The sequence below is a fragment of the Sphingobacterium sp. UBA7038 genome, from assembly GCF_002494055.1.
Lineage (GTDB): Bacteria > Bacteroidota > Bacteroidia > Sphingobacteriales > Sphingobacteriaceae > Sphingobacterium > Sphingobacterium multivorum.
This window is the reverse complement of the sequence record NZ_DLAV01000005.1, coordinates 1-26,606: the sequence shown is the minus strand read 5'-3', so window position 1 is coordinate 26,606 and position 26,606 is coordinate 1. Positions and strand designations below refer to the sequence as shown.

General features: G+C 39.8%; 18 protein-coding genes. 6 read left to right on the top strand and 12 right to left on the bottom strand.

The genetic code is table 11. The annotated features are described in order from the left end of the window. Positions 1 to 150: 150 nt before the first annotated feature. Entirely contained in the window at positions 151 to 2,298 is a 2,148-nt protein-coding gene (locus B3H30_RS01165) for a TonB-dependent receptor (RefSeq protein ID WP_070562787.1), read from the bottom strand. A 270-nt stretch (positions 2,299 to 2,568) separates the two neighbouring features. Here B3H30_RS01165 and B3H30_RS01160 point away from each other — a divergent pair, with 270 nt between their 5' ends. The 5 genes from B3H30_RS01160 (at position 2,569) to B3H30_RS01140 (ending at position 7,851) form a co-directional block, all read left to right on the top strand. Then, on the top strand, positions 2,569 to 3,537 hold the full coding sequence (locus B3H30_RS01160) for a D-2-hydroxyacid dehydrogenase family protein (RefSeq protein WP_112375137.1): 969 nt from the start codon (positions 2,569 to 2,571) through the stop codon (positions 3,535 to 3,537). 23 nt (positions 3,538 to 3,560) lie between these two features. Then, on the top strand, positions 3,561 to 4,607 hold the full coding sequence (locus B3H30_RS01155) for an 8-amino-7-oxononanoate synthase (RefSeq protein ID WP_112375136.1): 1,047 nt from the start codon (positions 3,561 to 3,563) through the stop codon (positions 4,605 to 4,607). 247 nt (positions 4,608 to 4,854) lie between these two features. Then, positions 4,855 to 5,139, top strand: a complete 285-nt coding sequence (locus B3H30_RS01150) for an HU family DNA-binding protein (RefSeq protein WP_046673299.1) — start codon at positions 4,855 to 4,857, stop codon at positions 5,137 to 5,139. A gap of 18 nt (positions 5,140 to 5,157) precedes the next feature. Next, positions 5,158 to 5,994 (top strand): tetratricopeptide repeat protein, encoded by an 837-nt coding sequence (locus B3H30_RS01145; RefSeq protein WP_070562796.1) that lies wholly within the window; start codon positions 5,158 to 5,160, stop codon positions 5,992 to 5,994. Between the two features lie 303 nt (positions 5,995 to 6,297). Continuing rightward, complete coding sequence (locus B3H30_RS01140; protein ID WP_046673301.1) at positions 6,298 to 7,851, top strand: Rne/Rng family ribonuclease; 1,554 nt, start codon at positions 6,298 to 6,300, stop codon at positions 7,849 to 7,851. 80 nt (positions 7,852 to 7,931) lie between these two features. On the opposite strand, the gene B3H30_RS01135 is transcribed toward B3H30_RS01140, so the two are convergent. The 5 genes from B3H30_RS01135 to B3H30_RS01115 all read right to left on the bottom strand — a co-directional run bounded on the left by B3H30_RS01135 (position 7,932) and on the right by B3H30_RS01115 (position 14,393). Then, entirely contained in the window at positions 7,932 to 10,562 is a 2,631-nt protein-coding gene (locus B3H30_RS01135; protein ID WP_286777407.1) for a hypothetical protein, read from the bottom strand. 3 nt (positions 10,563 to 10,565) lie between these two features. Further along, positions 10,566 to 11,411, bottom strand: a complete 846-nt coding sequence (locus B3H30_RS01130; protein ID WP_070562802.1) for a GLPGLI family protein — start codon at positions 11,409 to 11,411, stop codon at positions 10,566 to 10,568. 69 nt (positions 11,412 to 11,480) lie between these two features. Further along, positions 11,481 to 12,380, bottom strand: coding sequence for a tRNA (adenosine(37)-N6)-dimethylallyltransferase MiaA (miaA, locus tag B3H30_RS01125; protein ID WP_139144917.1), 900 nt, complete (start codon positions 12,378 to 12,380; stop codon positions 11,481 to 11,483). After that, positions 12,377 to 13,549, bottom strand: coding sequence for a Gfo/Idh/MocA family protein (locus B3H30_RS01120; RefSeq protein ID WP_070562808.1), 1,173 nt, complete (start codon positions 13,547 to 13,549; stop codon positions 12,377 to 12,379). The genes miaA and B3H30_RS01120 overlap by 4 nt, the downstream gene beginning before the upstream one ends. A 64-nt stretch (positions 13,550 to 13,613) precedes the next feature. Further along, positions 13,614 to 14,393 carry a hypothetical protein gene (locus tag B3H30_RS01115; RefSeq protein ID WP_070562811.1) on the bottom strand — a complete coding sequence of 260 codons (780 nt, stop codon included), beginning with the start codon at positions 14,391 to 14,393 and terminating at the stop codon, positions 13,614 to 13,616. 264 nt (positions 14,394 to 14,657) lie between these two features. On the opposite strand from B3H30_RS01115, the gene def reads away from it, so the two are divergent. Beyond that, entirely contained in the window at positions 14,658 to 15,239 is a 582-nt protein-coding gene (gene def / locus B3H30_RS01110) for a peptide deformylase (protein WP_286754250.1), read from the top strand. 122 nt (positions 15,240 to 15,361) lie between these two features. On the opposite strand, the gene B3H30_RS01105 is transcribed toward def, so the two are convergent. The 6 genes from B3H30_RS01105 to B3H30_RS01080 form a co-directional block, all read right to left on the bottom strand. After that, positions 15,362 to 15,973, bottom strand: a complete 612-nt coding sequence (locus tag B3H30_RS01105; RefSeq protein WP_070562817.1) for a trimeric intracellular cation channel family protein — start codon at positions 15,971 to 15,973, stop codon at positions 15,362 to 15,364. A 96-nt stretch (positions 15,974 to 16,069) separates the two neighbouring features. After that, the gene (locus B3H30_RS01100) at positions 16,070 to 18,433 is read right to left on the bottom strand and encodes a GAF domain-containing protein (protein ID WP_286833042.1); all 2,364 of its coding nucleotides are present in this window, start codon (positions 18,431 to 18,433) and stop codon (positions 16,070 to 16,072) included. Positions 18,434 to 18,444: 11 nt separating this feature from the next. Continuing rightward, positions 18,445 to 21,045 carry a hypothetical protein gene (locus B3H30_RS01095; protein ID WP_286777405.1) on the bottom strand — a complete coding sequence of 867 codons (2,601 nt, stop codon included), beginning with the start codon at positions 21,043 to 21,045 and terminating at the stop codon, positions 18,445 to 18,447. 2 nt (positions 21,046 to 21,047) lie between these two features. Continuing rightward, on the bottom strand, positions 21,048 to 21,944 hold the full coding sequence (locus B3H30_RS01090; RefSeq protein WP_286777404.1) for a hypothetical protein: 897 nt from the start codon (positions 21,942 to 21,944) through the stop codon (positions 21,048 to 21,050). Between the two features lie 120 nt (positions 21,945 to 22,064). After that, positions 22,065 to 24,086 (bottom strand): polyphosphate kinase 1, encoded by a 2,022-nt coding sequence (ppk1, locus tag B3H30_RS01085; RefSeq protein WP_286777403.1) that lies wholly within the window; start codon positions 24,084 to 24,086, stop codon positions 22,065 to 22,067. Positions 24,087 to 24,247: 161 nt separating this feature from the next. Further along, entirely contained in the window at positions 24,248 to 25,432 is a 1,185-nt protein-coding gene (locus tag B3H30_RS01080) for a Pycsar system effector family protein (protein WP_236560325.1), read from the bottom strand. Between the last annotated feature and the right edge of the window lie 1,174 nt (positions 25,433 to 26,606).

Below are 26,606 nucleotides of genomic sequence, written 5' to 3'. Positions count from 1 at the left end.
TCTTTCGTTTTTAGTTTAAATATTTTTCTAAGTTATTGCTGTTGTGTTTGATGTATATGTTATTGATTGTTATTGAAGTTGGCAATCCTTCGCTGCAAACAGAAATAATTTTGGATGGACCGACGTATTTCGATGATGAGTTGATGCTTATTATAGATTGTCCAATTGATTGTCTTTTTCATTTTTACTGATTGTCCAGAAATAGCCTAGAAACACAAAGCGCTTGGCGGTAGGGACAATCGGTCTACGGTCATAGATTCCTTGTGAATTTGGTCGGTCTGCATATTGATAGCCATAGATTGGGCTAGCGCCAAGAACATTACTGACGGAGAAATGGATAATTTTTTGCTGGCTATAAAGGAACGACCAACTCATAGAAAGATTGTTGTAACCTTTTGTATGGCTATTCATAAATACTGTTTGATTGGGATCATTGTAATTTCTGCCGGATACAAACGAATTTGTCACACTGAGCTGTGAACGTAGACTGGGTAGCCAGTATTTTCCAACGATATAGAAACTGTGTTTGTAGACATAAGGGGGAGTAACTGTTGTCGGATAATTCGCGTCATTTCGCTTACTGTCCGTATAAGAATATGAAATCCAGTATTGGAGGTTTTTGATGCTGCTGTTGTTTTTGTAAAATAGGTCAAAGCCTTTGACCTTACCGCTTCCGTTATTGTCATATTGGGTGTCGTAATTTGGCGTCGCACTGTTGTATTTTACCAAATTGTTGTATTCTTTATGATAAGCTTCTAAGCGAAGTAAGTGCCCTCCACGGGCATAGAAATAATTTGCGATATAGTGATTGGCTTCCATCCAGCCAAGCTGAGGGGCATATTTTAATAGAGGTGTTGGTGCCTGCTGATGGAAGTTCCCATAGGCAAGTGAGAGCTGCGTATATTTATCTAATGCGTAGCCCAGCGAAGCTCTTGGTTCTAAAGTGTTCTTCGACTGCAAATTGGAGGAGGTTTCTCGTAAGCCGATTTTCCCGATTAAGTTCGGGAGGATGCCGAAGGTCGTTTCCGTAAATACGGCGGTCATCTTGCTATGATACCCGTAGTGATAACCAATGGTTTGTCGGTGATATTCTTCTTGATAATTGGTGTCGAAATATTCTATTCCGCCAATACTTTTAATCTTATTGTTCCAGACCTTACTTAGCATTCCTTTTAAGTGAAGACTTTTTTCTTCATTAGGTAGGTAAACGTCATCGTAGTGCAGCTTATCGGTCAGGTAGCCTAGGCCAATGCCGGACTGGAAAGTCCATCGGTTTCCCAGATTCTGACTGTAACTAATGTTGGCGTAGGCATTGTTGGATTTCTTTTTCAATGGGACAGGTTGCTCATAATTGATGTCTGCTTGGTAAAGTCCCATATTTTCGAAATTGTATGCCCCATAGATATTTAGAAAGCCTTCTTTAAACTGATGGCGATAGATCATTTCTCCGGAGGCGTTTTCATAGGGTTTTGTCCATTTGATATCTGGCGTAATAATTTTGGAATAAGGTTTTAAGTTGGTATAACTGCTGTTGAAGGTGAGGGAGTTTTTGCCCCATTGTAAGGTATGTCCCAAACCTAGTCCAACGGAAGATAGTGAAAACTCTGTTTTGCGTTGTTCTATGGTATTTTCGGTGTTTAGGGCTAGAATGCTGGATAGCGCATTACCAAATTCTGCCGAATAACCACCTGTAGAGAAATTTACGCCTTTAAAGAGCATGGGTGAAAATCGACCCCTTACAGGAACTTCATTTGGTGTTGCGGTGTAAGGTTGGGCTACTCTGATTCCATTGATGTAGGTCTGTGTTTCGGAGGCATCTCCACCGTGAACCATAAGACGTCCATTTTCTCCCCCAACCTGTGCACCGGGCAATGTTGCTAATGCGCTGATGATGTTTCCCATGCTGCCTGCCGTAGTGACAATATCCAATGGACTCATTACCGTGTTTTTTCCGGAGCTATTGGCTTGTAGCACCCCTGCCTGAATCGTGACTTCCTGTAGGCGATTCTCACTTTCTTGCATTTGAATAATAAGCAATTCTTTCTGAGGAAGCTGGATAGACTTACTATATGTTGGGAGGCCCACAACAGACGCTTTCAGCATTTTAGTACCTTGTTCACTAGTTTCAAACATAAAGTTTCCAAGCGAATCAGTCGTGCCGCCATCATAGGTGCCTTCAATAAAAACATTGGCTAAATATATCGGTTTGCCGTTTTTGCCCAGTACTTTCCCTTTTAAGATAGACTGTGCCGATACGATGGTAATACTTAAAAATAGTAAGGTTAATAACAGCTTCATTTTTCTTTATTTTTATTCAAATATCAGCGGCTGTAAGTGCTTCTGCGAAAAAGAGTGGATGGAATGTCAAAATATCATGACGAATTGCAGGATTCCAACTTTATGCTGTAAATTGATATCGAAAAGCAAAATTTCCTTCCTAAATAAGTTCCGCAATGGAAAGATGGGAACGTACTATATTGCTTTTATATGCGATGAAGTTATAGGGATATAAAAGCCTTTTACTTTCGTTGGATATTGAAAATGAGAGTTTAAAATTAAGTCAAAAAAATGCGAATAACCATTTTAGATGACTATCAAGATGCTGTCCGACAGTTGGACTGTTTCAAAATTCTTGATGGTCACGATGTCCAAATATTGAAACAGTCCTATGCAGATCCGGCTTTACTGGCGGAAAAATTAAGCGATACGGAAGCGCTAGTGCTCATCAGAGAACGGACCCAGATTACAGAAGATCTGTTGTCCCAGCTTCCCAAACTAAAGTTGATCAGCCAAACGGGCAAAATTTCAAATCATTTGGATTTGGCTGTTTGTAGCAGCTTTCATGTGGCTGTTGCTGAAAGTATGGGTTCTCCTGTCGCTCCAGCTGAATTGACCTGGCTTTTGATCATGAATGCACTCCGAGGTTTACCTAAGGCTCTTTCAGATATGGACAAAGGCCTATGGCAAACGAACATAGGAGAATGTGTCTCCGGAAAAACAATAGGGATATGGAGTTATGGAAAAATAGGGAAGCGAATAGCGCAATATGCAAAGGCTTTTGGTGCCCAAGTAATTGTTTGGGGAAGCGAAAATTCCCGAGAAGAAGCTGTAAAAGACGGTTTTTTAGCTGCAACAAGTAAATCCGATTTTTTTCATTTTTCAGATGTTGTTACTTTACACCTTCGGTTAGTGCCTGCGACGCGAGGTATCGTAAAGCTCGAAGATCTCCGGTCTATGAAGCCGACTGCACTTTTTGTCAATACTTCCCGTGCAGAGTTGGTTAAAGAGGGTGCACTATTGACCGCGCTCGAAACAGGTGTTCCGGGAATGGCTGCGGTAGATGTCTATGAGTCCGAGCCAGTCTTTGATCCTAACTATCCTTTATTGCAGCTACCAAATGTGCTCTGTACGCCACATATTGGCTATGTGGAGAAGAATGGTTATGAACGATTATTTAGACTTGCTTTTGAGAATATTGTAGCCTTTTCCGAGGGTAATCCACAGCATATCGCTAACCCCGAAGTCTTGACCCGCTAATTAAATGAATCGGCTATATATAGATGAATAATTTTACACATTTAGAACAACCAACAGGTCGAGTTATTGTGGTCGGCGGTAAGGAATATCTTTTTTTCGGTGGAACTTCCTATCTAGGGCTGGCAACAGATCAAGCATATGCTGCTATTTTCATAGAAGGTATACAGCGATATGGTATTAACAATGGCACTTCACGAAATAATAATGTGCAACAGGCCATATTTGATCAAGCGGAAGAATATGCTGCAATGCGTTTTGGTTTTGAAGCAAGTCTGTTGCTCTCAAGTGGATATCTGGCGACGCAATTTCTTGTAAGAACCTTGGCGGCTGAAGGCGAAGTATTGTACGCACCCGCATGTCACCCTTCTTTATGGTTAGATAAAAAGCCTGCAGCAACTGGACATTTTGTTGACTGGGCCAATGCAACGATCGAGTATATCAATCATTCAGCCCAAAAATCATTTATCATCGTTAGTAACAGCTTGGACAATATGCGCCCGGAATTATACGATTTCACTGTTTTCAATCGTATTGATCCGGGCAAAAAAATTATACTGCTCTTGGATGATTCTCACGGAATAGGAGTTTTGCGCAAGAATGGCATTTCATTAGATAAGAGTAGTTTTCAACAGGTTAATATTGAGCTGATTGTCGTCGCATCCTTGGCGAAAGGCCTGGCAACAGATGCTGGATTGATTTTGGCCGATGAGGAACGAATTAAGTATTTCAAGCGATCAAACTTTTATACAGGGGCTTCTCCAAGTTCGCCAGCGAGCTTATATGCATTTATCCATGGAGAGCAGATCTATTTACGGCAATTCGAAAAGTTGCAGTATAATATTAATTCCTTCAAAGCACATATGGGGTCTGAATTAAACGCTGTTGCTAATTTTCCGGTGTTTTCATCAACGGATACGGGCCTTTATGCGAGGCTGATGAATGCGGGAGTACTGGTGTCAAGTTTTCCTTATCCCCTTGCTACAGATCCCCTATTAAATCGGATTGTGGTAAATGCACACCATACCAAGGCGGATTTGGATCAGCTAAGTCATGCAATTGGCATATATTGATTTTTATATGACAACTAATAAGTCAACATCTTGTAAATTAGATAATTGTTTTTATTTTTGAGGTTTATTTAAGGGTTGGTCGAACGTAATGTCTCGTTAATTGATTGTAAATGTTTGGCTTTTGGAAGCTTATTTATCAAAAAAGTATTTAAATAATTTCCATTACTCATTTTAAAACAATACTTTTGCATCCCCAAACATTAGTTGGCTTAAGGGTTGAAAAATAAATAATTACAGTAAAATAGATATGACTAAAGCAGAAATTATTGCAGAAATCTCTACCAAAACTGGCTTAGAGAAGGTAGATGTTCAAGAAACCGTAGAGGCGTTCTTTAAAGTTGTCAAAAACGCAATGATCGGAGGAGAAAATGTATATGTAAGAGGTTTTGGTAGCTTCGTAGTCAAAAAAAGAGCTGAGAAGACTGCAAGAAACATTTCAAAAAATACAGCAATCATTATCCCTGAACACTTTGTTCCTAGTTTCAAGCCAGCAAAAATTTTCGTAGAGAAAGTAAAGAATGGCAATAAATAATCTTTAAAATAGATTAAAATGGCAAAAACCAAACAGATAATAGTCATAGGATCAGTAGTAGCCTTGGTTGCTGTGCTTTTAGCGCAGCCTATTAAAGGTTTGGTGAACAAAGAAAAACAAACTGCTGCAGCATCTGAGTCGAAGCCGTCCAATGAAGTAAATTTGGAAAATATATCTTCGATGACAAAACAAGGTTTAGATGCTAGTTTAGTCAAAGAAATTTCCGATATTGAGGGCCAAGTTGCAAAAGCTTCTGGAGAGGATAAGATAAAGCTGTTGCAACAGTTGGCAAATAAGTGGGATGATGTCGCAAAACCAGCCCCTCAGGCTTTCATCTATGAGGAAATGGCGAAGGTTTCACCGAAGTTTGAGTATTGGTTGAAAGCAGGTAATGCTTATCGTGCCGCTTATACAAATTTGCAGGATTCTACTTTAGCTCAAGCGTTGAATCAAAATGCTATTCATGCATATGAGGCTGCGTTAAAAGCGAATACAAGTAGTTTAGATGCAAAAACAGGATTGGGTGCCGCAATGGTATCGGGAACGAACAACCCTATGGCAGGTATTGCCTTGTTGCGAGAAGTCGTTGCTGCCGATCCTAAAAACTTAGAAGCAAACAAAACTTTGGGATTGTTTTCATTACAATCCCGTCAGTTTGACAAAGCCATCGAGCGTTTTAAGACCGTTATCGATCAAAAACCCGATGCTGAGTCATACTTTTACTTAGCCACAGGCTATGAAAATATTGGGATGAAAAAGGAAGCCGTTACAGCTTTTCAAAAAAGTAAGGAACTGGCAGCCGATCCTTCCCTATCACAATTCATCGATCGAAAGATTGCCGAATTGAGCAAGTAATTAATTTATTATTTATAATCATTAAAAAATTTAGCTATGCCAAGCGGAAAAAAAAGAAAAAGACACAAGATGGCTACTCACAAACGTAAAAAACGTTTAAGAAAAAATAGACACAAGAAAAAATAGTCTTGTGATAAGCTTTTAAACATCTTGGCCCATTTTGCTGAGATAGCTTTACGAAACGATCTACATGTCTGTGAAGGGGATGTAGATTGTTTTTTTCGTAACAACGTTCTTTAAATGTTTAATCGGATACCCAAGATTGCGATAGGATATTGCATAGGTATCAAAAATGAGTAGCTTTTGGTAAAGGAATTAATTATCGATTCAACTCCTGATAAAGGGGTAACTATTGCTTTACTACAAGATAAGCAGCTTGTTGAACTTAACCGCGAGCCCGCAAATAATAACTTCGCCGTTGGAGATATCTATCTCGGACGTATCAAGCGAATTATGCCTGGGCTTAATGCAGCTTTCGTAGATGTAGGCTACGAAAAGGATGCTTTTCTACATTATTTAGATTTGGGTCCTCAAGTTCAATCTTTGCTAAAGCTTACGCGTATAGTGAAGAATGGCAGTTATCAAGAGAAACTGCTCAATAGTTTAAAACTTGAAAAGGATATCGATAAAGCTGGTAAGATCTCTGATGTCTTGAGCAAAAATATGCTCGTGCCAGTACAAATCGCCAAAGAACCCATTTCAACAAAAGGACCGCGTCTGAGTTCAGACCTTTCAATAGCAGGTCGTTTTGTCGTTTTGGTACCTTTCTCAAGTACTGTTTCCATTTCCAAGCGTATCAAAGGTAGTAATGAACGCAACCGCCTAAAAAAGATTGTCGAAGGGATTAAGCCAGCTAATTTTGGTGTTATCATTCGTACAGTTTCCGAAGGTAAGGGTGTTGAAGAACTACAACGTGACTTATTGGACCTGATCTCAAAATGGGAACTATTTACCAAACGTCTTCGTAATGCTGAACCGCCTCAAAAGGTTCTTGGCGAAATGGATCGTGCATCCACTATTCTACGGGATATTTTGACAGACGAGTTTTCACATATTTATGTTAATGATCCTTCGATCTTCGAAGAAACAAAATCATATATACACGATATATCTCCAGATTTGGAGAAAATTGTCAAACTTTATAAACATAAAGAGCCAATTTTTGATCATTTCGGAGTTGAAAAGCAAATCAAGGCAGCTTTTGGCAAAACGGTAACATTGCCTGGTGGTGCGTATCTCGTTATTGAGCATACCGAAGCCCTGCATGTCATTGATGTCAACAGTGGTAACCGTTCTGCGAATAAGGAGAATCAGGAAGACAATGCATTGCTGGTCAATATGGAAGCAGCAAAAGAAATTGCGCGACAGCTGCGTTTGCGTGATATGGGCGGAATTGTAGTCATCGATTTTATCGATATGCATAAACCCAATCATCGAAAAGAGTTGTATACGTTCTTAAAAGAATGTATGGTAGCGGATAGAGCGAGACATACGATTTTGCCTCCAAGTAAATTTGGATTGGTTCAAATTACACGTCAGCGCGTTAGACCTGAAATGAATATTGTCACAAACGAAAAATGTCCGGCTTGTGATGGTACAGGTGAAATCCGATCAAGTATTGTCCTTATGGATGATATAGAAAATAATTTGAGCTTTATTCTTCAAGAACAGAACGAAAAGAAGGTGACCTTATGTGTTCACCCTTATATAGACGCCTACATTAAGTCTGGTTTGATTTCTAAAAGAATGAAATGGTTCATGAAGTACGGAAAATGGATTAAAGTAAATCCAATGACGTCATATTATCTAACTGAATTCCATTTCTTCAATGCGAAGGATGAAGAAATTAAGTTATAATAGAAAGAGATTAACGAAAAGGGTTAGTAGTGATACTAACCCTTTTTTGTTTTTATAGCATTTAAATTCCTATAAAAAACCTATTTGATATGGTAAATTCCCCTAAGGAGAGCCGTTCGTCCCCGCAGTTCATAACGATTCTGCGACTGTACATTGGCTGTTATGGAGTTTGTTTCAAAACTTTTTATATTGGCTAGGTTGCGTATATCCAGTTCAAAATCCATTCCCCATCGACTATATCTTGTCATGACGTTGCAGAATAAATAATTTGTATTCTTATAATCAGGCTGTTTGTTAAAAAGGTGCTGAAGATTCCATTTAAGTAATACTGATTTTGTGATATTGATGGGGAAGTTCATCGATTGCGTAATAAAAAGAATACGACGATCTGACGATGCATTGCCCTGGGAGGAAAATGATAGATTAATGGAGCTATTATAATCTAGTGCTATCCTTCTGAAAAATTTCTTGTTGAAAGCAGGTTGTAGTTCATAAGAAGTAATGGCAATGGGTAATATTTCCTTGTTAAATAACTGATTGTAGTTTGATCGTCTCCAATTGAATTTCAGTTTGAATAGGGCCCCTAGCTTGAATATATATTTATCAAGACCGATGGTAGCTGTATAGCTGTGCATAGAATTTTCTTTTGCAATCAGTTGTGTCGCCGTCAATGAGTCTGTAACTGTAGTGGCTATCATATTGTTTGTTGAGTGAATTTCATAACCTAGTCCAAAATGAAAAAACAGTAATTTAACCGATTGTCCCAATTTATAGTTCAAGAAAAAATCATTATTTCTGCTCACTGGATTGGCTGAGCTATTATAAGATCTAGTTCGGTAATTTTGGATAATCAAACCGCGATAAACAGCATCTATATTTCCCAAGTTGTTGCTATTTTTATAGGAAAATGCAAGTTCATCATCATAGCCAATATGGTATCGAGCGCTAAAGCTGGGTGTAAATTGGATGAGATTTTTCCAATTATTGAGCTGATAATTTTTGTCTTCAAAACGGGTATGGATAAAGGCGACAGGCAAGGATAAATTTGATTTAAAACGCTCTTTATTCCAAGCATAATGTGCATTGAATTCACTGGATGTGCGTAACCAATTCATTCTATTTATTGTTGAATCTAGCAACGGATTGAAAATTTTTTCTCCCTGTAGGAGTTCGATGTTAGATTCAAGGCGTTGATTTTCTAATTCGAGCTTTATACCGTAGTATTGGTTTATTTTACCGCTGGGGAGGCGATATCCCAGCGAAGCGACAGTATTGAAGGTCGGTACATTGACATGTTGGATTATCTTATCAAATATGACTGGATAAAACAGGTCATTGAATACTTCGGTAGAACTGCGTAGTCTCTGGGGCTTTGTATAATATTTACTAGACCATTGAAGTTGGATAATATTTCCATTTTTAAGCTCCGGCATATAAATCAGTTGATTGTTGATCGTTTTGGACCTATGATGAATATTGTTGTCGATCGGTATTGTATCTGATGAGATACTCGATTCGGAATCCTCAGTATTTAGCCCCATTGTTAAGGAATTTTTAAAGTAAAAATGATCGGTATTGCGCTCAACTGTCACTTGCCCGGTCGCGGCCTTAGTGTTAATTTGTGCAATCTGAATCTCATGGAATGAAATATCCCCCTTTTCAGTATAATAGGTGTTTTTCCCTTCATAATGAATGTTGTTTCTGTCATATAATCCCTGGATATTCGTACGTAGCGACCAGTCTTTTTTAATCGGTTTTGAAAAATTGAAATCGAAAAGGCCGGTCTTATTCTGGAGGTAATCTCTTTTCTCTAAAGGAGGGCTGCCGATTGTTCCTAAAGAAAGTAGATTGTCAATTTTTGCCTGTGATCTCGTTTCTTCCATGTAAATAGCAAGATCCTGACCGATGTTATTTGCTTTCAGGGCATTGAGAAATTTCACTTTTTTGTTAAACATCATCGTGTTTAGATCTCCATCGAAATGTTTGGGAGTTCCCAATCCGAGCATTATGCTACCGGACGGCTTTAGTTTAGCTTCTTCTTTTATTACCAGGTTTAGCGCAACATCATCACTATACCTTTTATTTTTGAGCAATTTAATATGCTCATGATGAGATATGACTTGTATGTCTTTAACTAAATCTGGGGATATTGATTTTGTCCCCAAACCGTATTTTTCAGCCAGCAAATCATCCCCATCGATATAAAAGTTTGAAATGGATTTGCCCTGGTATTTCACTTCACCATTTTCAAGGACTTCCAGCCCAGGCATTCGCTTCAATACATCGCCGATAGTTCGATCATTGGAGTCAGCAAATCCAGCCACGTTGTAGGTGAGTGTGTCCCCGCTGCGTGCTATTTTAGGCGCACTTTTGATCTTGACTTCCTCCAATAAAATAGTGGTTTGTTCGAGTATGATTTGAAGGTTGCGTAGTTGGCTCCCAAGTGTTTGGCTGAAACGTTTGTACCCGATATGGTTGATCTCTATGTAGGCATTTGTTAGATCCTTGGATGTTATCATTTCAAAATGCCCAAGAGCATCCGTTATTTTAAAGGAAATTACTTTTCCATCACTAGATTTTAGATTAACGCTTGCTGCGCGAATACCTTGCTTACTCGTGTTATCTAATAAAACCCCGGAGATCTGATGTTGCCCATAACAGAAATAGCCGCATAGCCAAAAACAGACAAACAGCACAAAATTTTTGGGCATAAACTATGGCGCTAATTCGATAGGATTGTTTGTTTGTGTTGAAGGGGCTTGACCTTGAACATCGAAGCTGATTTGGACTTTAGAATAATCGATCTGAAAAGGGTTTGCGCGACCAGTTGCCCCAAGTGTTTCATAATAGGCGCTGGGATTCTCTTTAAATGCCGTTTTTAGTCTTTGAATTTCCTCTTTTTTTGCGGGTATAACACTTTTTGAAGGCTCAATTCGAAGTGATTGGTCCGAAGGTTGTTTTTGAAAGCCGGCATATTCCCAGCTGACGTCGTTTTTGGAATCTTGTACCGAAAGAATAAGCCCCGGTAGTCCATGTAGCTTCCATGGTCCAAAAGAAAATGGCAGTTCTGTCGTAAACCAAGCCGTGTAATCCCTTCCTTTAAATCGACATGTGGCCTTTTGACAAAGGTATCCACCGATAGTTTTAGTTTTATCTGTTATTTCCCAGTCCTGGCTTTCGTAGGGAGCTTCGCATGAATAAGCATCTGCCGGAGACGATATTCCCGCTATATGAATGGTTTTTTTTAAAGAAGGATAAATAATGTATCCATCCAGAACCGGGGGACTGGCAGGCATTTTTAACGTTAAATTGCCGTCAAAATCTTGAGCTGCAGTTTTGGCATCTAACTGTTGTTTGACGAGAATATCTGAGTAGGTTCTATAGAGACTACTTTCTTTACCGAGATAGGTGACTGTTTCATCCGTTAGCTGTACCGCATTTTTGGTCGTATCGTTGTTATGTTTAAATTGATAATGAACTTCGGCGATAACTTTTTCTTGTGCTTTCAATGAAAATAGGGCACAGACAAGCAGTGCAAAAATAAGCGATAATGTTCTCATCACAATTGTTATAAGGTTCTTTTAAAAATATGAAATTTTTTTTATGATAGAGAACAATTGTTATTTTTTTTAAACCCAATGGATAATTATACCGTCTTTTTCCATTTTTCGGAAGTAAGTCATTTGCCTTTTGGCATAGCGATGTATTTCTGTCTCCAATTTTTTGGTAAAGGTCGGGTAATCGAGCTGTCCAAGGAGATGGAATGACGCATATTTATACTCCAGGCCATAGTATTGAAGCTGATCGTGTGTAATCCCTTCGGTCAGGAGTTTTGCCACTTCTGCTAATAAGCCATCATTTAATCGTTGTTTTAATCTTTGGCTAATGTGTTCGCGTCGGATTTCCACTGACGGATTTAATCCGATAACGATGCTATCTACCGTTTGTTGCTGAGCGATGTGATCGGGGTGAGTATCTAAAAATGCTAATATTTCTATTGCGCGGATGATACGTTTTTTGGTCGAAAGATCGATTTGGAAATTCGCGGGTAGTGTATATTCCTGAAGGCGTTTTAACAACTCTGTCTCTGGGAGGGGAAGTAATGACTCCTTGAGGCCTTCGATAGATGGGATCAGCGCATATGGATTTTGTTGGATTACACTTTGGATATATAAGCCTGTACCACCACAAAGGATAGTATGTTTTCCCCTTTCTAGAATGGATTGTCGGGCTTGATGGAAGTCAGCGATAAAGTTTCCGAGATGATAGCGTTCTCCCGGTTCATGGGTGTCGATAAGATGATAGGGAATATCTTGATATTCCGATAGATCTTTTCCCGTACCGATGTCCATTCTTTTATAGATTTGGCGGGAATCTCCACTGATGATTTCAGCATCGATGCGTTGCGCCAGTTGAACGGCTAGTTTCGTCTTTCCTGAAGCTGTAGGTCCTAAGATAACGATAACTTTCTCTTTCGGAACGGTTTGCTGTTCCAAAAGAGAAAGTGTATATTTTAATCTGTCTATCACAGAACAAATTTAGTCCATTTTTCTGTTCCTTCGTTATTTTTTACGACAGTATCGATAAAAGCCATGCCTCTTACGCCATCGTAAACTGTTGGAAAATCTTGTTGTTCAGCTGTCGGAATTTGTCCTTCACGTTTTGCCGTAACTGTTGCCGCAAAATTACGGTAGATATTCGCAAATGATTCCAATAAGCCCTCTGGGTGACCTGCTGGTACGCGGGTATTATGTGTTGCAAAAGAACTCAACGTATAAGGCGCTGCGTAAGCATTTCCTGTGCGATAAAGCTGACGAGGCTGATCAAGCATCTTGATGATTAAATTGTTCGGATCCTCATTTGCCCATTCCAATCCACCTTTTTCACCGTAGATACGGATACGAACGGCATTTTCTTCTCCGGCTGAAATTTGCGAAGCCATTAATACACCTTTAGCACCATTTTCGAAACGCAAAAGCACCGAGCCATCGTCATCCAATAGACGACCTTCAACAAATGTTGTGAGGTCTGCACATAGTTCTTGGATTTTTAACCCCGATACATATTCCGCTAAATGCGCAGCATGGGTACCGATATCACCCATAACCAACGATTTACCTGAGCGTTTCGGATCTGCACGCCAAGCGGCCCCGGCATTACCTTCGCGTTCTGTTAGTCGGCTTAACCAACCCTGTGGATACTCAACCACAATCTTTCTGATCTTACCGAAGTGGCCTTCTTTGACCATCGCTTTGGCTTGTTTAACCATCGGGTAGCCGGAATACGTATGCGTAAGACACAGTGTGCGGCCTGTGCGCTCTACTGTTTCCTGTAATTCTTTTGCTTCTTCAACAGATACTGTCATTGGTTTTTCAACAACAACATCAAAACCTTTTTCTAGCGCTAATTTAGCTGGAGCAAAGTGTAGAAAATTGGGGGTTACGATCGTTACAAAATCCATACGCTCGCCTTCAGGAAGCAAAGATTCTTTTTCGATCATCTCTTCATAGTTTAGATAGACACGCTCAGGAGCTACAAATAAGTCTTCTCCAGATTGTTTTGAAATCTGTGGATCAATACTAAATGCACCACAAACCAGTTCAATCTTGCCATCCATAAAAGCAGCAATACGGTGTACAGCGCCAATAAAGGCATCGTTTCCGCCTCCGACCATACCCATGCGAAGTTTTCTCTTCATAACGTTATTATTTTTGATTATTTATTTTTCAAACCCTTACAGTGTACAATATACACAATTTAGCTTATTTTACATATAAAATCATCTTGATGCTGCCCATATTTTCCTTTGGAAAGCCATTCGGATATTGTTCCATTAATACCTTTAGCTCTTCTGTATTGCGATAAACATATCTTTTTGTCTCTGCTATCCAAAAGTTGATAGGTGCAGTTATTTCCTTCGCAACAAACCCAATTTTTTCGAGCGAAGAATGTTGGCTCCAATCACGGTCGGTGAAAGTCATAATGTCTCCTGGCGAGAAATCGCTACAAAAGGCTTTAATTAATTTGCTAAGGCCCCCTATGACATTAATACCTGTTTTATTACAAAAGCGTAATAGTTCAAATGAGCGATAATCTTCATCTTTATCCAACATTCGGCGCCCTCCAGAGAATACCGCGACCGCAACAAGCTCTCCCTGTTCATAAAGGCCATAACGATACTTGCCGGGAAGAGCGGTTTGTAAATGATGTTCCACGAGGAACTGTAAACTCGTTCTTTTGTCGATCCGGGCAACGACAGTATTACGGGCGTAAATGCGTTTGTCATTTTTTGTTCTAGAAACAATGCGCCTGACGATCAAATCAAACTTTGTTATTAATTGGTCTTCATCGATATGAATACAAGGATCGGAAGTATCACGTCTCACGGATTTCTCGTGAGGGTATAGTAAAATGTTAATTGTTAATTCCGGAGATGATATTTGTATAAATCCATCAACATGACAAAGCGCTAATGAAACTTCAAGAGCTTGCTCTAGCCTAAGCTTGAACTGTGTCGACAAATTTATAAACGAAGGATCCATAAAACAAAAGTAACTTTTATGGAAGTTTTGACGAAATATTCACTTTTAATAATTATCCGTACCTTTGTACCCAAGAATATAATGGAGCGACAGCGTATCCTTGTTAAAAAAGTACAATGACTCAGGATGAGCAATTAGCCTGACATGATCTGAAATAAAAACGTGCTAAAATTACAACAGGCGCCAAGTGACTTTAAAAGCAAACAGCGTGTAACGAGCTCAGGTAGAAATGAGTATCGGCACTTATAAATAATTATAATACATATGAAACTTCCGATAGTGGCGTATGGCGATCCTGTATTAAGAAAGGTCGCTGAAGAAATAGATGAAGACTATCCAGATTTAAAGAAATTGATTGATGATATGTTCGATACCATGTATGCAGCGCATGGTGTTGGCTTGGCAGCTCCACAGGTAGGTTTGCCTATACGTATGTTCGTTATCGATGCAACTCCTTTCGCAGAAGATGATGAAGAAAACAAAGAAATGCTCCAATCGTTCAAAAAAGTTTTCATCAATCCCATCATGGTTGAGGAGTCTGGTGAAAAATGGGCTTTCGGTGAAGGCTGTCTAAGTATCCCAGATATTAATGAGGACGTATTGCGTCACCGGAATATTCGCATCAATTACTTAGATGAGAACTTTGAAGAGCATGAAGTAGACTTAACAGGTTTGGCTGCCCGAGTGGTACAGCACGAATATGATCATATTGAAGGTAAACTATTTACCGACAAATTGAGTGCCTTGAAGAAGACGATGCTAAAAGGTCGATTGGATGCTATCGCGAAAGGAAATATTCGTGTTGGTTATAAAATGAAATTCCCACAGCAAAAGAAAAAGCGTTAGTTCATACTAACGCTTTTTCTTTGTCGCTTCCTTCTAGTCCGTCTTTTAATCCATTTTTAATATGGATTCGGTCATCCAGTGTGACGTGTTCTAGAAAGTTTACGTGCTAAGAGGGACTTTCCTCAATCCAAGCGGGGTAAATACAAACGATATTTAACGGCTGTCATTCGTATTAAAAAGACAACAGCAGCCCCAATAAATGCCGCCCAGGAGAGGTCGAGATCAAGGTGCACCAGCAAGATATATGTGAGCCCTCCACCTAAACAGGCCGTAGCATATACTTCTTTTTTAAAGATTAGTGGGGTTTCGTTGAGTAGCACATCGCGTGTCATCCCCCCACATACCGCGGTGAACATTCCAAAGATAATGGCAGCATAGGTATTGCTTTCGTAGTTGAGTGATTTTTGTACCCCAAGGATGGTAAAAAAGCTAATTCCGATGGCATCAAAAAGTGTCAACGTACGATAATAACCATACAACTGTTTATTGAAGATAATGGCAATTAAAATTCCGAGGAAAATAGCGATGAGATAATTGCTATCATTGACCCATACTGGGCGTAGATTCAAAAATACATCCCGCATCGATCCACCGCCAATGGCTGTCACAAACCCTAAAAAGGCTGCCCCAAAAATATCAATATCTTTACGTTTTGCCGACAGGGTACCCGATATTGCAAAAAATAAAGTGCCAAGCAAATCGCTTAGATAAAAATAGTTGGCATCAGTAATCATGGTAATCCTTTTTAAATCAATATGTTAAATCCTCCATCTGACATTGTCCCATTTAGCCTATATCAACGGGGATAAACTTCCGTTTATTGGACAAATTTAGGAGAAATCTTGATAGTTTAAATTCACCGAAAGGCGAATTGCTTTCAACCCCGCAATTCCTTGTACATCTTCCAATTTTAAATGTTCGATGGTATGCTCAATAATGCCCATGTCATAGATTGCCTGTATACTTAGCATGAGATCCTCCAGGATTTCATCCGATAAATAGACAATAGCAATTTTATTGACCTGGGTAAGTCGTTCTTTGGTTCGCTTTACCCGAATTTTGTCTATCCTCTTTTTGATGATTTCATAACGGATATTGAGCGATCCCTCGACATCAAACCTCCTTTCATCTTCCCGGAAGCTGATATCAATGCTATGTGGGTTGATGAAAATCAGTTGTGTTGTTTCTAAAGCCAGTGGCAGCGTATCTTTCGCATGGTATGCTTTCAGCGCAATTCTGGCCATCGAAACAATTTGCTGACGCCTAAATACATTGATGAATTCGTAGCTGAACGATTGTTGGGGCGTAATGGATTCGCCGATATAAATGTCATATTCAATACCGTCTGTCCTGAACTTTTGAAAATAAGACGGATAATTTCCCTGGATGAAGCTATTGAAATGATCCAGTTCTCTACTGATCAATTGATTGATCTGACGTAGAGAAGTTTCAAACTCATTCCGATAAAACTCCCCGGTGTCCCGATTGGTGAAAAAATGCTTCGCATAATGCTCAATCACCGCTATTTTTGATGGGAATTGCTTTCTGGCTTCTTCTAAAAATGGCTGCACATCTTTTCTGAAGAACTCAATGATCTTGACCATCGATTCATCAAAAGAGATATGGTCAAGAGATTCTGTAATTTGATCGACCCGTGCTGAAAAAGTCATAATCAATTTGTGCTTTCCGTCTAACGAGAGCTCATCAATAAGCATGGCGAGCTGTTTGACCTTGAAGCTAAAGTCTTTGAGAATAGAGGCGTTTCGTATGATCGTAGAGTCTTTGACATCGACAGCACCATAGAGCGGATAGACTTCTTCAAATACAACCGCTTTAATATGGGCATCCTGACTATCGTTTTCCAGTTCCTGAATGTACTGGGCCGCGATATGGTTAAATTTCCACTGAACCGAAGGCTGTATTGTCGTAAACCGGTTAATGATGATATCGTCGATACGTTTTTTAAATTCCAGGGTGATATCCTGAGCTAGTTGTGATAAAAGCGGAACCAGAGAACCTAAGGCTTGCATGGTTTTACTGTCGAGCTGATCTTGTTCACGGCTGTATATTTCCAATATGCCTGAAAGAGAATGATTATGAATGAGCGGAATACACAAATAGGTCGTTACCCCCGACAAGCTAATCCGCTCGTCGAAAATGGACGTGGTATTCCGGATACCATTCGTCGCATTACTTGTATAAAATATCACATGCCGATGCTTTAGGTAGCCCGCGATTTCAGGATTGATCTTAAAGGTTTTATTGGCGGTATACGCTTCAGCAAACAAGATGCTTTTATTGGTGATTGAATAATCGAAAAATGGTACCCCATTTAATTGGAACAGCGGAAATAGACTAAATACCGTATCAGGCCCCTTTAATAGCGGTGTGATTATCTTTTCTAAATCAGCTAAAAAGAGGTGGTAATTGTATGTAGGCAAATCCAGGAGGATGGACTGGATTCGCCGTAAGGTATGTTCCGTACTGGTCTTTCTTAAGGTCACCATGCTAAAGCCCGATAACTCAAAATCTTCCAGTTTAACGGTATTGATAACGGTATTCCAGTCAAAAATGGAATCACTGGGGTTTTCCGATAAACGACCTATATCAAGTGCCGGCAATGTCTTTTTTGCTTTGATCTCAACAAATTTAAAATCGATGTCTAAATCGTAATAATCGATAATCTCCCCCTGATCGTTGAGGTGATGATAAACAATGCTGCTGTTTTCATTGGGAGAAAAGCCATAGAGTCTATCGAAGATGAGGGTATAAAAGAGCTTTTCTCGATTCGTAAGAAGGCTTCCGGCACGCATCTTCCCTTGCATTTCTTGCTCCACAAGCTGATGGCTAGCTAGGTCGAAAAAGGCTTCGGTTCCATAGAAGGCTTCTTCTGCTAGGGCTGTTGTGAGTGCCCAGTACCTTTTTGGAGCAGTGTCAATCAACGATACGGAGAGGCTATAAATCAATTGCAGAATATCTTTATAGGCATTGAGATTCTGCTTGCAGAGTTTGCCGTTGAGATGTTCTATTTCTTTGATGCGTTCCAACGCAAACAAAGGAATCATTTCATCCGATGAAGTGCCATTTTCAATAAAAGATTCCAGGTATTTGAAAAATGGTTCAAAGTCTAGCCTGCCATTTGTATACGTATTGGCGTTTTTTGCCGTTGTGAGTTGTACTTTCTTTATCTCCATGGATCGAAATTTTAAAAGCGGAAACCTGTGCTGAAATAGGGATACCAGCCTTCATTGGATTTCGTCATGACAAAATGCAAAGGAAGTGCATTGGCGACGATGTAATAAATGCCCCCACCCACACCTTGATGAAACTTATCACTATTATAGCCCTTTGCCCATACTTTTCCAATATCATACATGGTCATTAGTCCGAATTCACCTGGAAGAACATAGCTTTTGACATCAAGTACTTTAACACGGGCCTCTAGGTTGTTATACAGCATCTGTTGCCCCGCAAATCGATATTGGCGAAATCCTCTGAGATTTTCATGGCCACCTAGAAATAAATATTGATAAAATGTAGGGTTCCCGACAACGATCCCCCCTCCCGTTCTATTGGCGAATATAATGCCTTCATTGAATGCACTCAAATAGCCGGTTATTGCGGCACTTAACTGCGCTGAATTTTTTGAGTACGGATTGAGTCCAAAATAGGAATTCAAAGCGGCTTCAATATATAGCCCTTTACTTGGGTTAATCTTTCGATTACGGGAGTCTTGTGTTAAAAATGCATTGATACCTGCAAAAGTTTTGTCTTTGGTAATCGATAAACTATCGTAAGAATGTAAAGCTTGGGGATTTAAAATAAATCGATCTTCATTCTCAATCGGATCTAAGTGGTAAAATTGGATATGCGGACCTACGGCAAAGCTTAACGTAGATGAAGGTTTCCATCTTAACTGCGGATTGATATTGAAAATATTGAATCTGCTTCTGTAATATTTTGCACCATACTGTTCCTTTAAGAAGAGCGAGTTATTACCTACACCGAAGAAGTTTTGCGTGTTGTCAGGAGCTTTTGCTAGCGCATCGACAACAAGATCTGCATCCCCGACAACAGCTATCCATTCGCCTCTATAGTGAATTTTATAAGCTCCGGTCCGGAAGGCTGTTGCTACAGTCAGTTGTTGCTTATACGTAAAAGGATTTTTTCTAAATCCACGCTGATGTGTATAAGCAGCCCCCAGCCCGAGCGAAAAACCGTCATCAGCATTATAACCCGCAGTCACCAGAGGAAGCCAGGTGTTATATAGGTTTACAGGAACAAATTGCGTGTTGGTACTATCTTGTGCATAATGAAGCTTTATTTTGTTCTTCTCACCCAGTAAAGTGGAGTTTTTGGTATTCTCGTAAAGCTGTATTTTCGATTTGCTTTCGTTGATAACATAAGTCTTTGGCTTGCTATCTCCAATAATTCGGAGTTTAATCGGAGAATTTGCGTTATCGATGACAACAGAGTCTTTTCCCTCACCTAAATAGAGACGAATTTCTTTTGTTAGGCGGTCTTTATAGGTTTTGTCCATCAATGCTTTGGTGACCTTACCATCTTTATTGATCTTCGAAACTTTGACTTTCAGGTTTTTATTTTCCGTGCTGTGTATTTCTACTTTTTCGTTTTTGTCGCTGAGGTGAATATCGACAATGTTATTGATGAAATTATAATACTCTTCCATCGCTGAGGGTAGAGCATCACGACGGCTTTGAAGTGTTTTAAAAATTTGTTCCCCACGAATAGCAATGGACGACTGTGGCAGGCTACGTACCGACTCCCATAATACCGAATCTGTGAGACGTGCTACAAATTGCTTGACCTCTTTGGTCCATTCCTTGTGAGAAAGCTGGTTGCTCGGATGGGCATTTAAAAAACGCGATTTAAATAAAGAATAGCGAATATTGGGAATACCCGTCGTAAAACCTTGCATGACTGGGTTGACAAATTGCTGATAGATATCTTTCATCAGAAAACCTTGTGTGACACGCAGCGCCTGATCCCGATCGCGGGGAATAGGAATGTAGTCTTTATCGTGATCTGTGCTATCCTGATTTTCATTATACCAACGCCATTGATCCTCGTGTCGATCCCAATCGCTTACCAATACATCCAGCATTCTTGCGCGCAGATATGCCTTAGCTTTAAAGTTATCATCGTTATCTTCCTGTAGTTTTCGGACAGCTTTTGGGCTGTTGTCTGAATCACCAAGTGGTTCGCGTTCTTCTAGTAAAGCCACCGTATGCTCAAAAAGCGGTGCGTATTCCCCCAATATGCTGTCTTGTGCAACAACGCCGATGATAGGATGGGCATGGGGGACGTTCACGGCATTTGCCAAAGCAGGGATCATAAGCGCGGAATAGGGATGCTGGGCGCTGGTGGCATCGTCTAAGACATCCTGTACAAAGGTCCCATGGAGCTCCTCAGGTATGAGGGATTCAGTCCTTTTATTGACCGAACGTAGTGCCCATTCCCGGCCGATTGAATCCGTAAGTCGTAGGGAAACCGATTGCATCCCGCCTCCCTGTTTGACAGGATGCAGTCCCCCGTACAAGGTTGAAAGCTGAAGCAAAGGCAAGGTGGTTTCCGCGGCCCATTCTTTGCGGTAATTTTCGCCAAGTAAGAACTTCTTGAATTTACTGGCTTTACCATATTTTGCATTTGCAACGATGCTAACACTGTCCTTGATAACGGTTTGAGCAAAGGATTTGCCCTGATGTGCAGGGGACTGTGTATGCTTTTGTTGTGAATAAGCATGACTAGCAAGAAAAATAAGAAAGAATGGTACTACCTTTTGCATCCCTATTTTTGTTCAAATTTATAAATGATCCCTTTATCCTGATTACCGGCTTCGCTGCTGATGTAAAGATTAAATTTTGAATCAAAGTTAATGCCTTCAGGTTGAGGGAAAATCTTCGGGTCTAATGGAGAGAGTGATTTCACATGAAAATTCTCATCGGTTACAACAAGAGTTTTGTCTACAGAAGATAAGATATACCATTCCTTGCTGTCTGCTTTTTTAGCTAACGCCGAGGGTTTGAACGTTTTCTTAATTTTAGCATCAAATGCATGAAGTTCATCAAGCTGGATGGCAAATTCTCCCTTCGGCTGAAATTGACCACGCTCGTCAATTGAAAAGACATAACCCGAGGTTTGCGATTGTTTTTTGTCGACCTTACATTCTTTACATAATACGTATGCCTGGTTGCTTTCGCGGTCAACAAAAAGCCCTTCATACTCTCCTTTTGGAAGTAAATTTTTCTGTTCGACCACGTTTTTTATATCGTCCTTTTCGGCAATGGGAAAGGAATAGATGCTACCATTGCTCTTTAAAATAAAGAAATGTGTATTGCTTATCGAGATGTCCTCATAGTCGCCATCTTTTCCAAAAGGGTTGAACGTAACTTTTTGTGTCGGTTGGTTAAATTTATAAAGAAAGCCCTGCTCATCTTGAATGGCATAAATATCGTCATCCTGTCCCGCGAGAAAAGCTATTCCGGATATTTCTAACAATTCGTCGGGCAAACTCATCTTTATGCCCGAAGATAATGTATAGGGTATTTGTTGCTGTTTTTCAGCTTGAACATGAGCGGGTTTGTTGCTGTTTTCCTTGGTTGTATTATTCGGATTGCAGGCGAGAAAAATAACAGAAGCTAACCCTAATGCCATAGTTGTCAATATCGTGGGATTTTTCATCATTATATGATTAAATTTTAAATTGAGGAAGTCATCCGGTTTCTGAATGAGCTTACGTTCAATGATTATATTGTTGGGCTTTTAGGCTGTTCTTGTTGTAATGAGCTGCCTTGTTGAATAGCCCTATTGTCTCATGTTGCCTTTCAAATAATGAAGGATTTGTTGCTGAGAAACATTTTTCTGCTGTGTTTCTATTGCCTGATTTTGTCCGTGTTCATCCAGTAAAGTTGCTTCGGTGTCGTCTGCAAACTGAATATCGAATAACTCTTGTATTTGATGTGCTAATGCTAGATTCAGCAATGGAAAGCAAGTTTCTATACGTCGGTAGATGTTACGGTTCATCCAGTCTGCAGAGCCCAGATACGCGCTCGTTTGTGCTTGATATTGAAAAATAAATATTCTGCCATGTTCTAAATATCGTCCTACAATCCGTTTCACGACAATGTTGTCGCTCAATCCGGGTACTTGTGGTTTTAGTCTACAGATTCCTCTGACCAATAATTGCAGTTTTACCCCTGCCCGGCTCGCCTCATACAATTTATTGATTAACGATTCTTCTTCCAGATTGTTTAATTTAATTTTTATTGTAGCGCTGTCTCCGTCTTTAGCTGCTTGGATGGTCTTGTCTATCAGGGATAAAAATGTATGTTTGAGATTGAACTGTGCAATTAATAGATGGTTAAAAGACAGCTCATTTGGATGATGGGGTTTTCTCCGAGCTGGTAAAAACTCGAATAGCATGTCTAATTCGTTGGTCAATAGTTTATTTGAGGTCATAAGGAAGTAGTCCGTGTAGACCTTCGCCGTTTTTTCATTTAGATTTCCTGTGCCTAATAAAGCACTTTCTCGACCCTCTTTGCGTCTCACGAGCGCTATTTTGGCATGTACTTTTAAATTGGGGATGCTATACGTGATTTTGACGCCCTGTTCTTTCATTAATCGAGCCCAATGTATATTATTCGCTTCATCAAAGCGCGCTTTCAATTCGACAAATACATTGACTCTTTTCCCATTTTTTGCTGCGGTAGCCAGCGCTTGTGCAATATGCGAATCACCGGCGATACGGTATAAGGTCGTGTAAATCTCATCTACGGTTGGATCTATTGCGGCCTCATTAAAAAAACGTAGTATGGGATCGAACGATTCATAGGGCGTGCAGACCAACAGATCCTCTCGGTCTATTTGGTCAAAGATAGATTCCCTGAAATTCTGATTCTTATTGATTTGCAGCTGTTTTGGATAAGAAAGTTCTGCTGTTTTAATCGGAAATGAAAATAGATCTTTCAGATTGTGATAGTTTCCGCCTTCGACAATGCTACTTTTTCGCAGATCAAATAGTGTTGCCAATGTTTCAATCAGCTGTTTTGGCAGATTTGGCTGGAATAGAAAGCGTGTCGCATAGCCAAGATCACGTTTATTGACTTCCGTCTCAATTTTTTTGGCAATATCACCCTCAAATTCATCTTGGAGATTTAATTCCGCATCCCTTGTGATTTTAAAGGAATAGAAATTTAATGATGTATTTCTTATGGCTTCAGGAAAAAATGCTTTGATAATATCATCGATGAGTACGACATATTTATTCCCATTGATCTCACAGGTGAAAAAGCGGCCAATATGATTTGAAGGGACATTTAGAAAGAATACCACTCCAGTATTGTCGTCTGTAACGACGAAGTAGAGCTGATTGTTGATCGGAAAAAAAGAAGTATCATCAATTGGTATAATTTGGAGATAGGAGGCAATTGTACTAAAGAAATATTGAGCTGCGAGGTCTTTTATTTCTGCTGGAATAGCTTGGTTGTAGATAAAGGATATATTTTCTTTTGCTAATTCTTGGATAATATCAGCTAGTATTAAGCCAAATTTTTCCTGTTGTTTGTTGATGGTTTTTGACGCTTTTTTATATGTGCCAATATCGATGTTCGGAATGAGCTGTCCCGGATTTTGCTTCATTATTTTTTTCCAAGCCATTAGTACAGGCATTCTAACACGATAAAATTCATCCAGATTGGATGAGAAAATAGCGAGAAACTGTAGTTTTTCCAGTAAAGGTACCTCCTCACGAGCGGCTTGGTCAAGTACCCGGTCATTGAACGATAACCAGCTGATGTCTCTGTTGATATAAAGATCTTTCTTCTTCATCCGTATAAATTTATGGTTATGGCAACGTGCTTACAACAACATTAATAATGATGCTATCTATTGGTAGCTAATGATTGATCTAAAGGCGGCATCTTTTTAAATAAAAAAGAAAGTTTGGAAAACATGATGCTGAAATATTTCACTGTTTTTATAGTATTGCATTAAAATATGGTTGCGGCGACAAAAGAAACAACCGATATAACAAGTCCAAACATAAAAATTCCATAGGCGTATCGTAGAAGCTTATATTTTCGTCCTAATACCACACCTTGCGAATAAACATCCTTGGTGAGCATGCCATATAGAAATTCCGAGTCGACCATTACCTTCTGCATACCATCGTTATAATCGTCGAGTTTCATTTTGTAAAAATTTCCAAAAAAGAGAAGATTGACTGATTTCTGTTCGATTTCCTCCTTTGAGAATTTACCCGACGGAATTTTGGGTATCGTTGATAGTATGGCCATGACCATGGTTGCTACCACGGCTGTAGTTAAGATAATTGTTGGGATAATCAGGTGCTCGTTGGCATCTAGTTTCCGAAATAAGACAGCAATCACGACAGAAAGGATAATAGAATTGACCGTTAAGAGGATGTTGGCCTTATTGTCTGCCATGTCGCTTAGTCGCTGATTGTTTGAGGACGTAATCCGGAACATTGTTTCTATCCCACGTTCTGGCTTACTGCCTTTCTCTTTTTCCTTTTTGTCTTCCTTTTTACTTTCTTTATTTTTTGAGATAGATTTCTCCTGTTTTTTCTCCAGTTCTTTTAGATTCATCTCCTTTTTGGCATTAAGCTTTTGTTGCGCATATTCAGTATGGTAATGATGGCTCATTAATAGTTTGATTGTGCCGGCCCGCCATACGTCTTTATCGATCTCCTTCCCTAGTACTGCTTCAGCTTCGGCTTTCATCAGTTTGTTTCTGTTGACGAAATCCTCATTCCCAAAATGAAATAGGTCTGCGTCGCAGAGAATTTGCTCCAGCAGATTTGTAGGATCCTGAGGCATTCTCGTTGCTAAAATACAACCTTTGATTTTTTCCTGTATGGCTTCCGGTATGCCTTTGTCCTGGAGGAAATTTAAAGCAATTTCGACACTTCTCTTTTCATGACCAATAGCATTGTCAGATTTTACGTAGCCGAGATCATGAAAGAAGGCGGCACTAATGACAATAAAGTGATCCTCCTCTCCTAGTTTATAGTACGATGAAATCTCCTCCGCCGCACGTACAACAGAACGTGTGTGTATCGTATTGTGAAAACAATGGCAAACTGAAATATTTTCTGTAATATAAGTTTCAGCATATTCTTCTACCTGTTTTAAAAGCTGAGCATAATCTATCATGGACCAATATGGTTTTATTTGCAATAAAAGTATTTAATATCTTTAATTTCTTAAAAATAAGGTCTTCTTTTTTGTTATTTATTAACCTAGATCAAATTTACTGAAAAAAGCGTTATTCCAGTAGTTGTAAAATTGACTGTTATATAAGTAGATGAATTGTTCTTAAAGCAGACCGCTAATCGGATGAAATATTTAGCTTTTACTAAAAGAGTACCCAGACTAATGCTAATCAAGGAAACCTAGGTAAAGCCTATAATACTCGAGCAAAAATTTACTAAGGCGGTCATTGAGCATGTTTCAGATTAATACCGTCGATAGGTAAAAACGATAAGATAGGGCGTCCAGAATTCGAAATAGGTTTCTAAACTGATCCTGATTCGATCCTATGCTGAGGCCGATGCGGGAAATCAGTAGGGCGAAATGCTTTTTTAGCCCTTTTTATGCTGTGTTTCTTCGGGCATATAGCGCTTTTTAGTCATTATCCAGTGTTTATCCAGTTTTCATTCCGCTCCGAAAGCCACTCTAAGGACAGTTCAAGGGGGGAGCATAGCGTGACAGGGCTTACTGCGTGCCTGACTCGGACTCAACGCAGACTCACCTCGGGTTTAGCACGTATTCACGGTGTATCACTGATAAATAAAGACAGCTTATGTGTTGCTTTAAACCAAGGGAGATAAGATAACAAGGGTTGCTCCGCTCCATCGTTAAATTGGGACATTCCCCTACGCTGCTCTGCTCCCAAATTCTTTTTGCGCCTTTGATAGTATGTTTTTCCGAGTTGTTTTCGTGTTTGCTGCGTTGCTACGGAGTTGTTCGGCTACGGTTCAGTCTGGTATTGGCCTTTTTTAGGGGCATCCGGGGGATATGGCCGCGTTCGGAGCGTCATTTGTCCGTGCTGGCAGCGGGGTGAGTGCGGGCTTAGAGTCGGAGACAACACGGACTCACTACGGACGCAGGACGTTCAGGGGCTAAACCAGCCCCGACCATGGTACGAAGGAGGCTGGGAGGGCAGTCGGAGGTTTCCGCAGACCTTTGTCAGCAGCCTTAGCGTTGTCCCCGAGCGGAACCACCTTTCCCTAAATAAGGGAGAGTTAAGGATGCTTTATTTCTTAGTTTAGCTTTTGTTTATCGTTAGCTTAGTAATAAGTTAGGGTTTGCTTAGCTACAACCTATA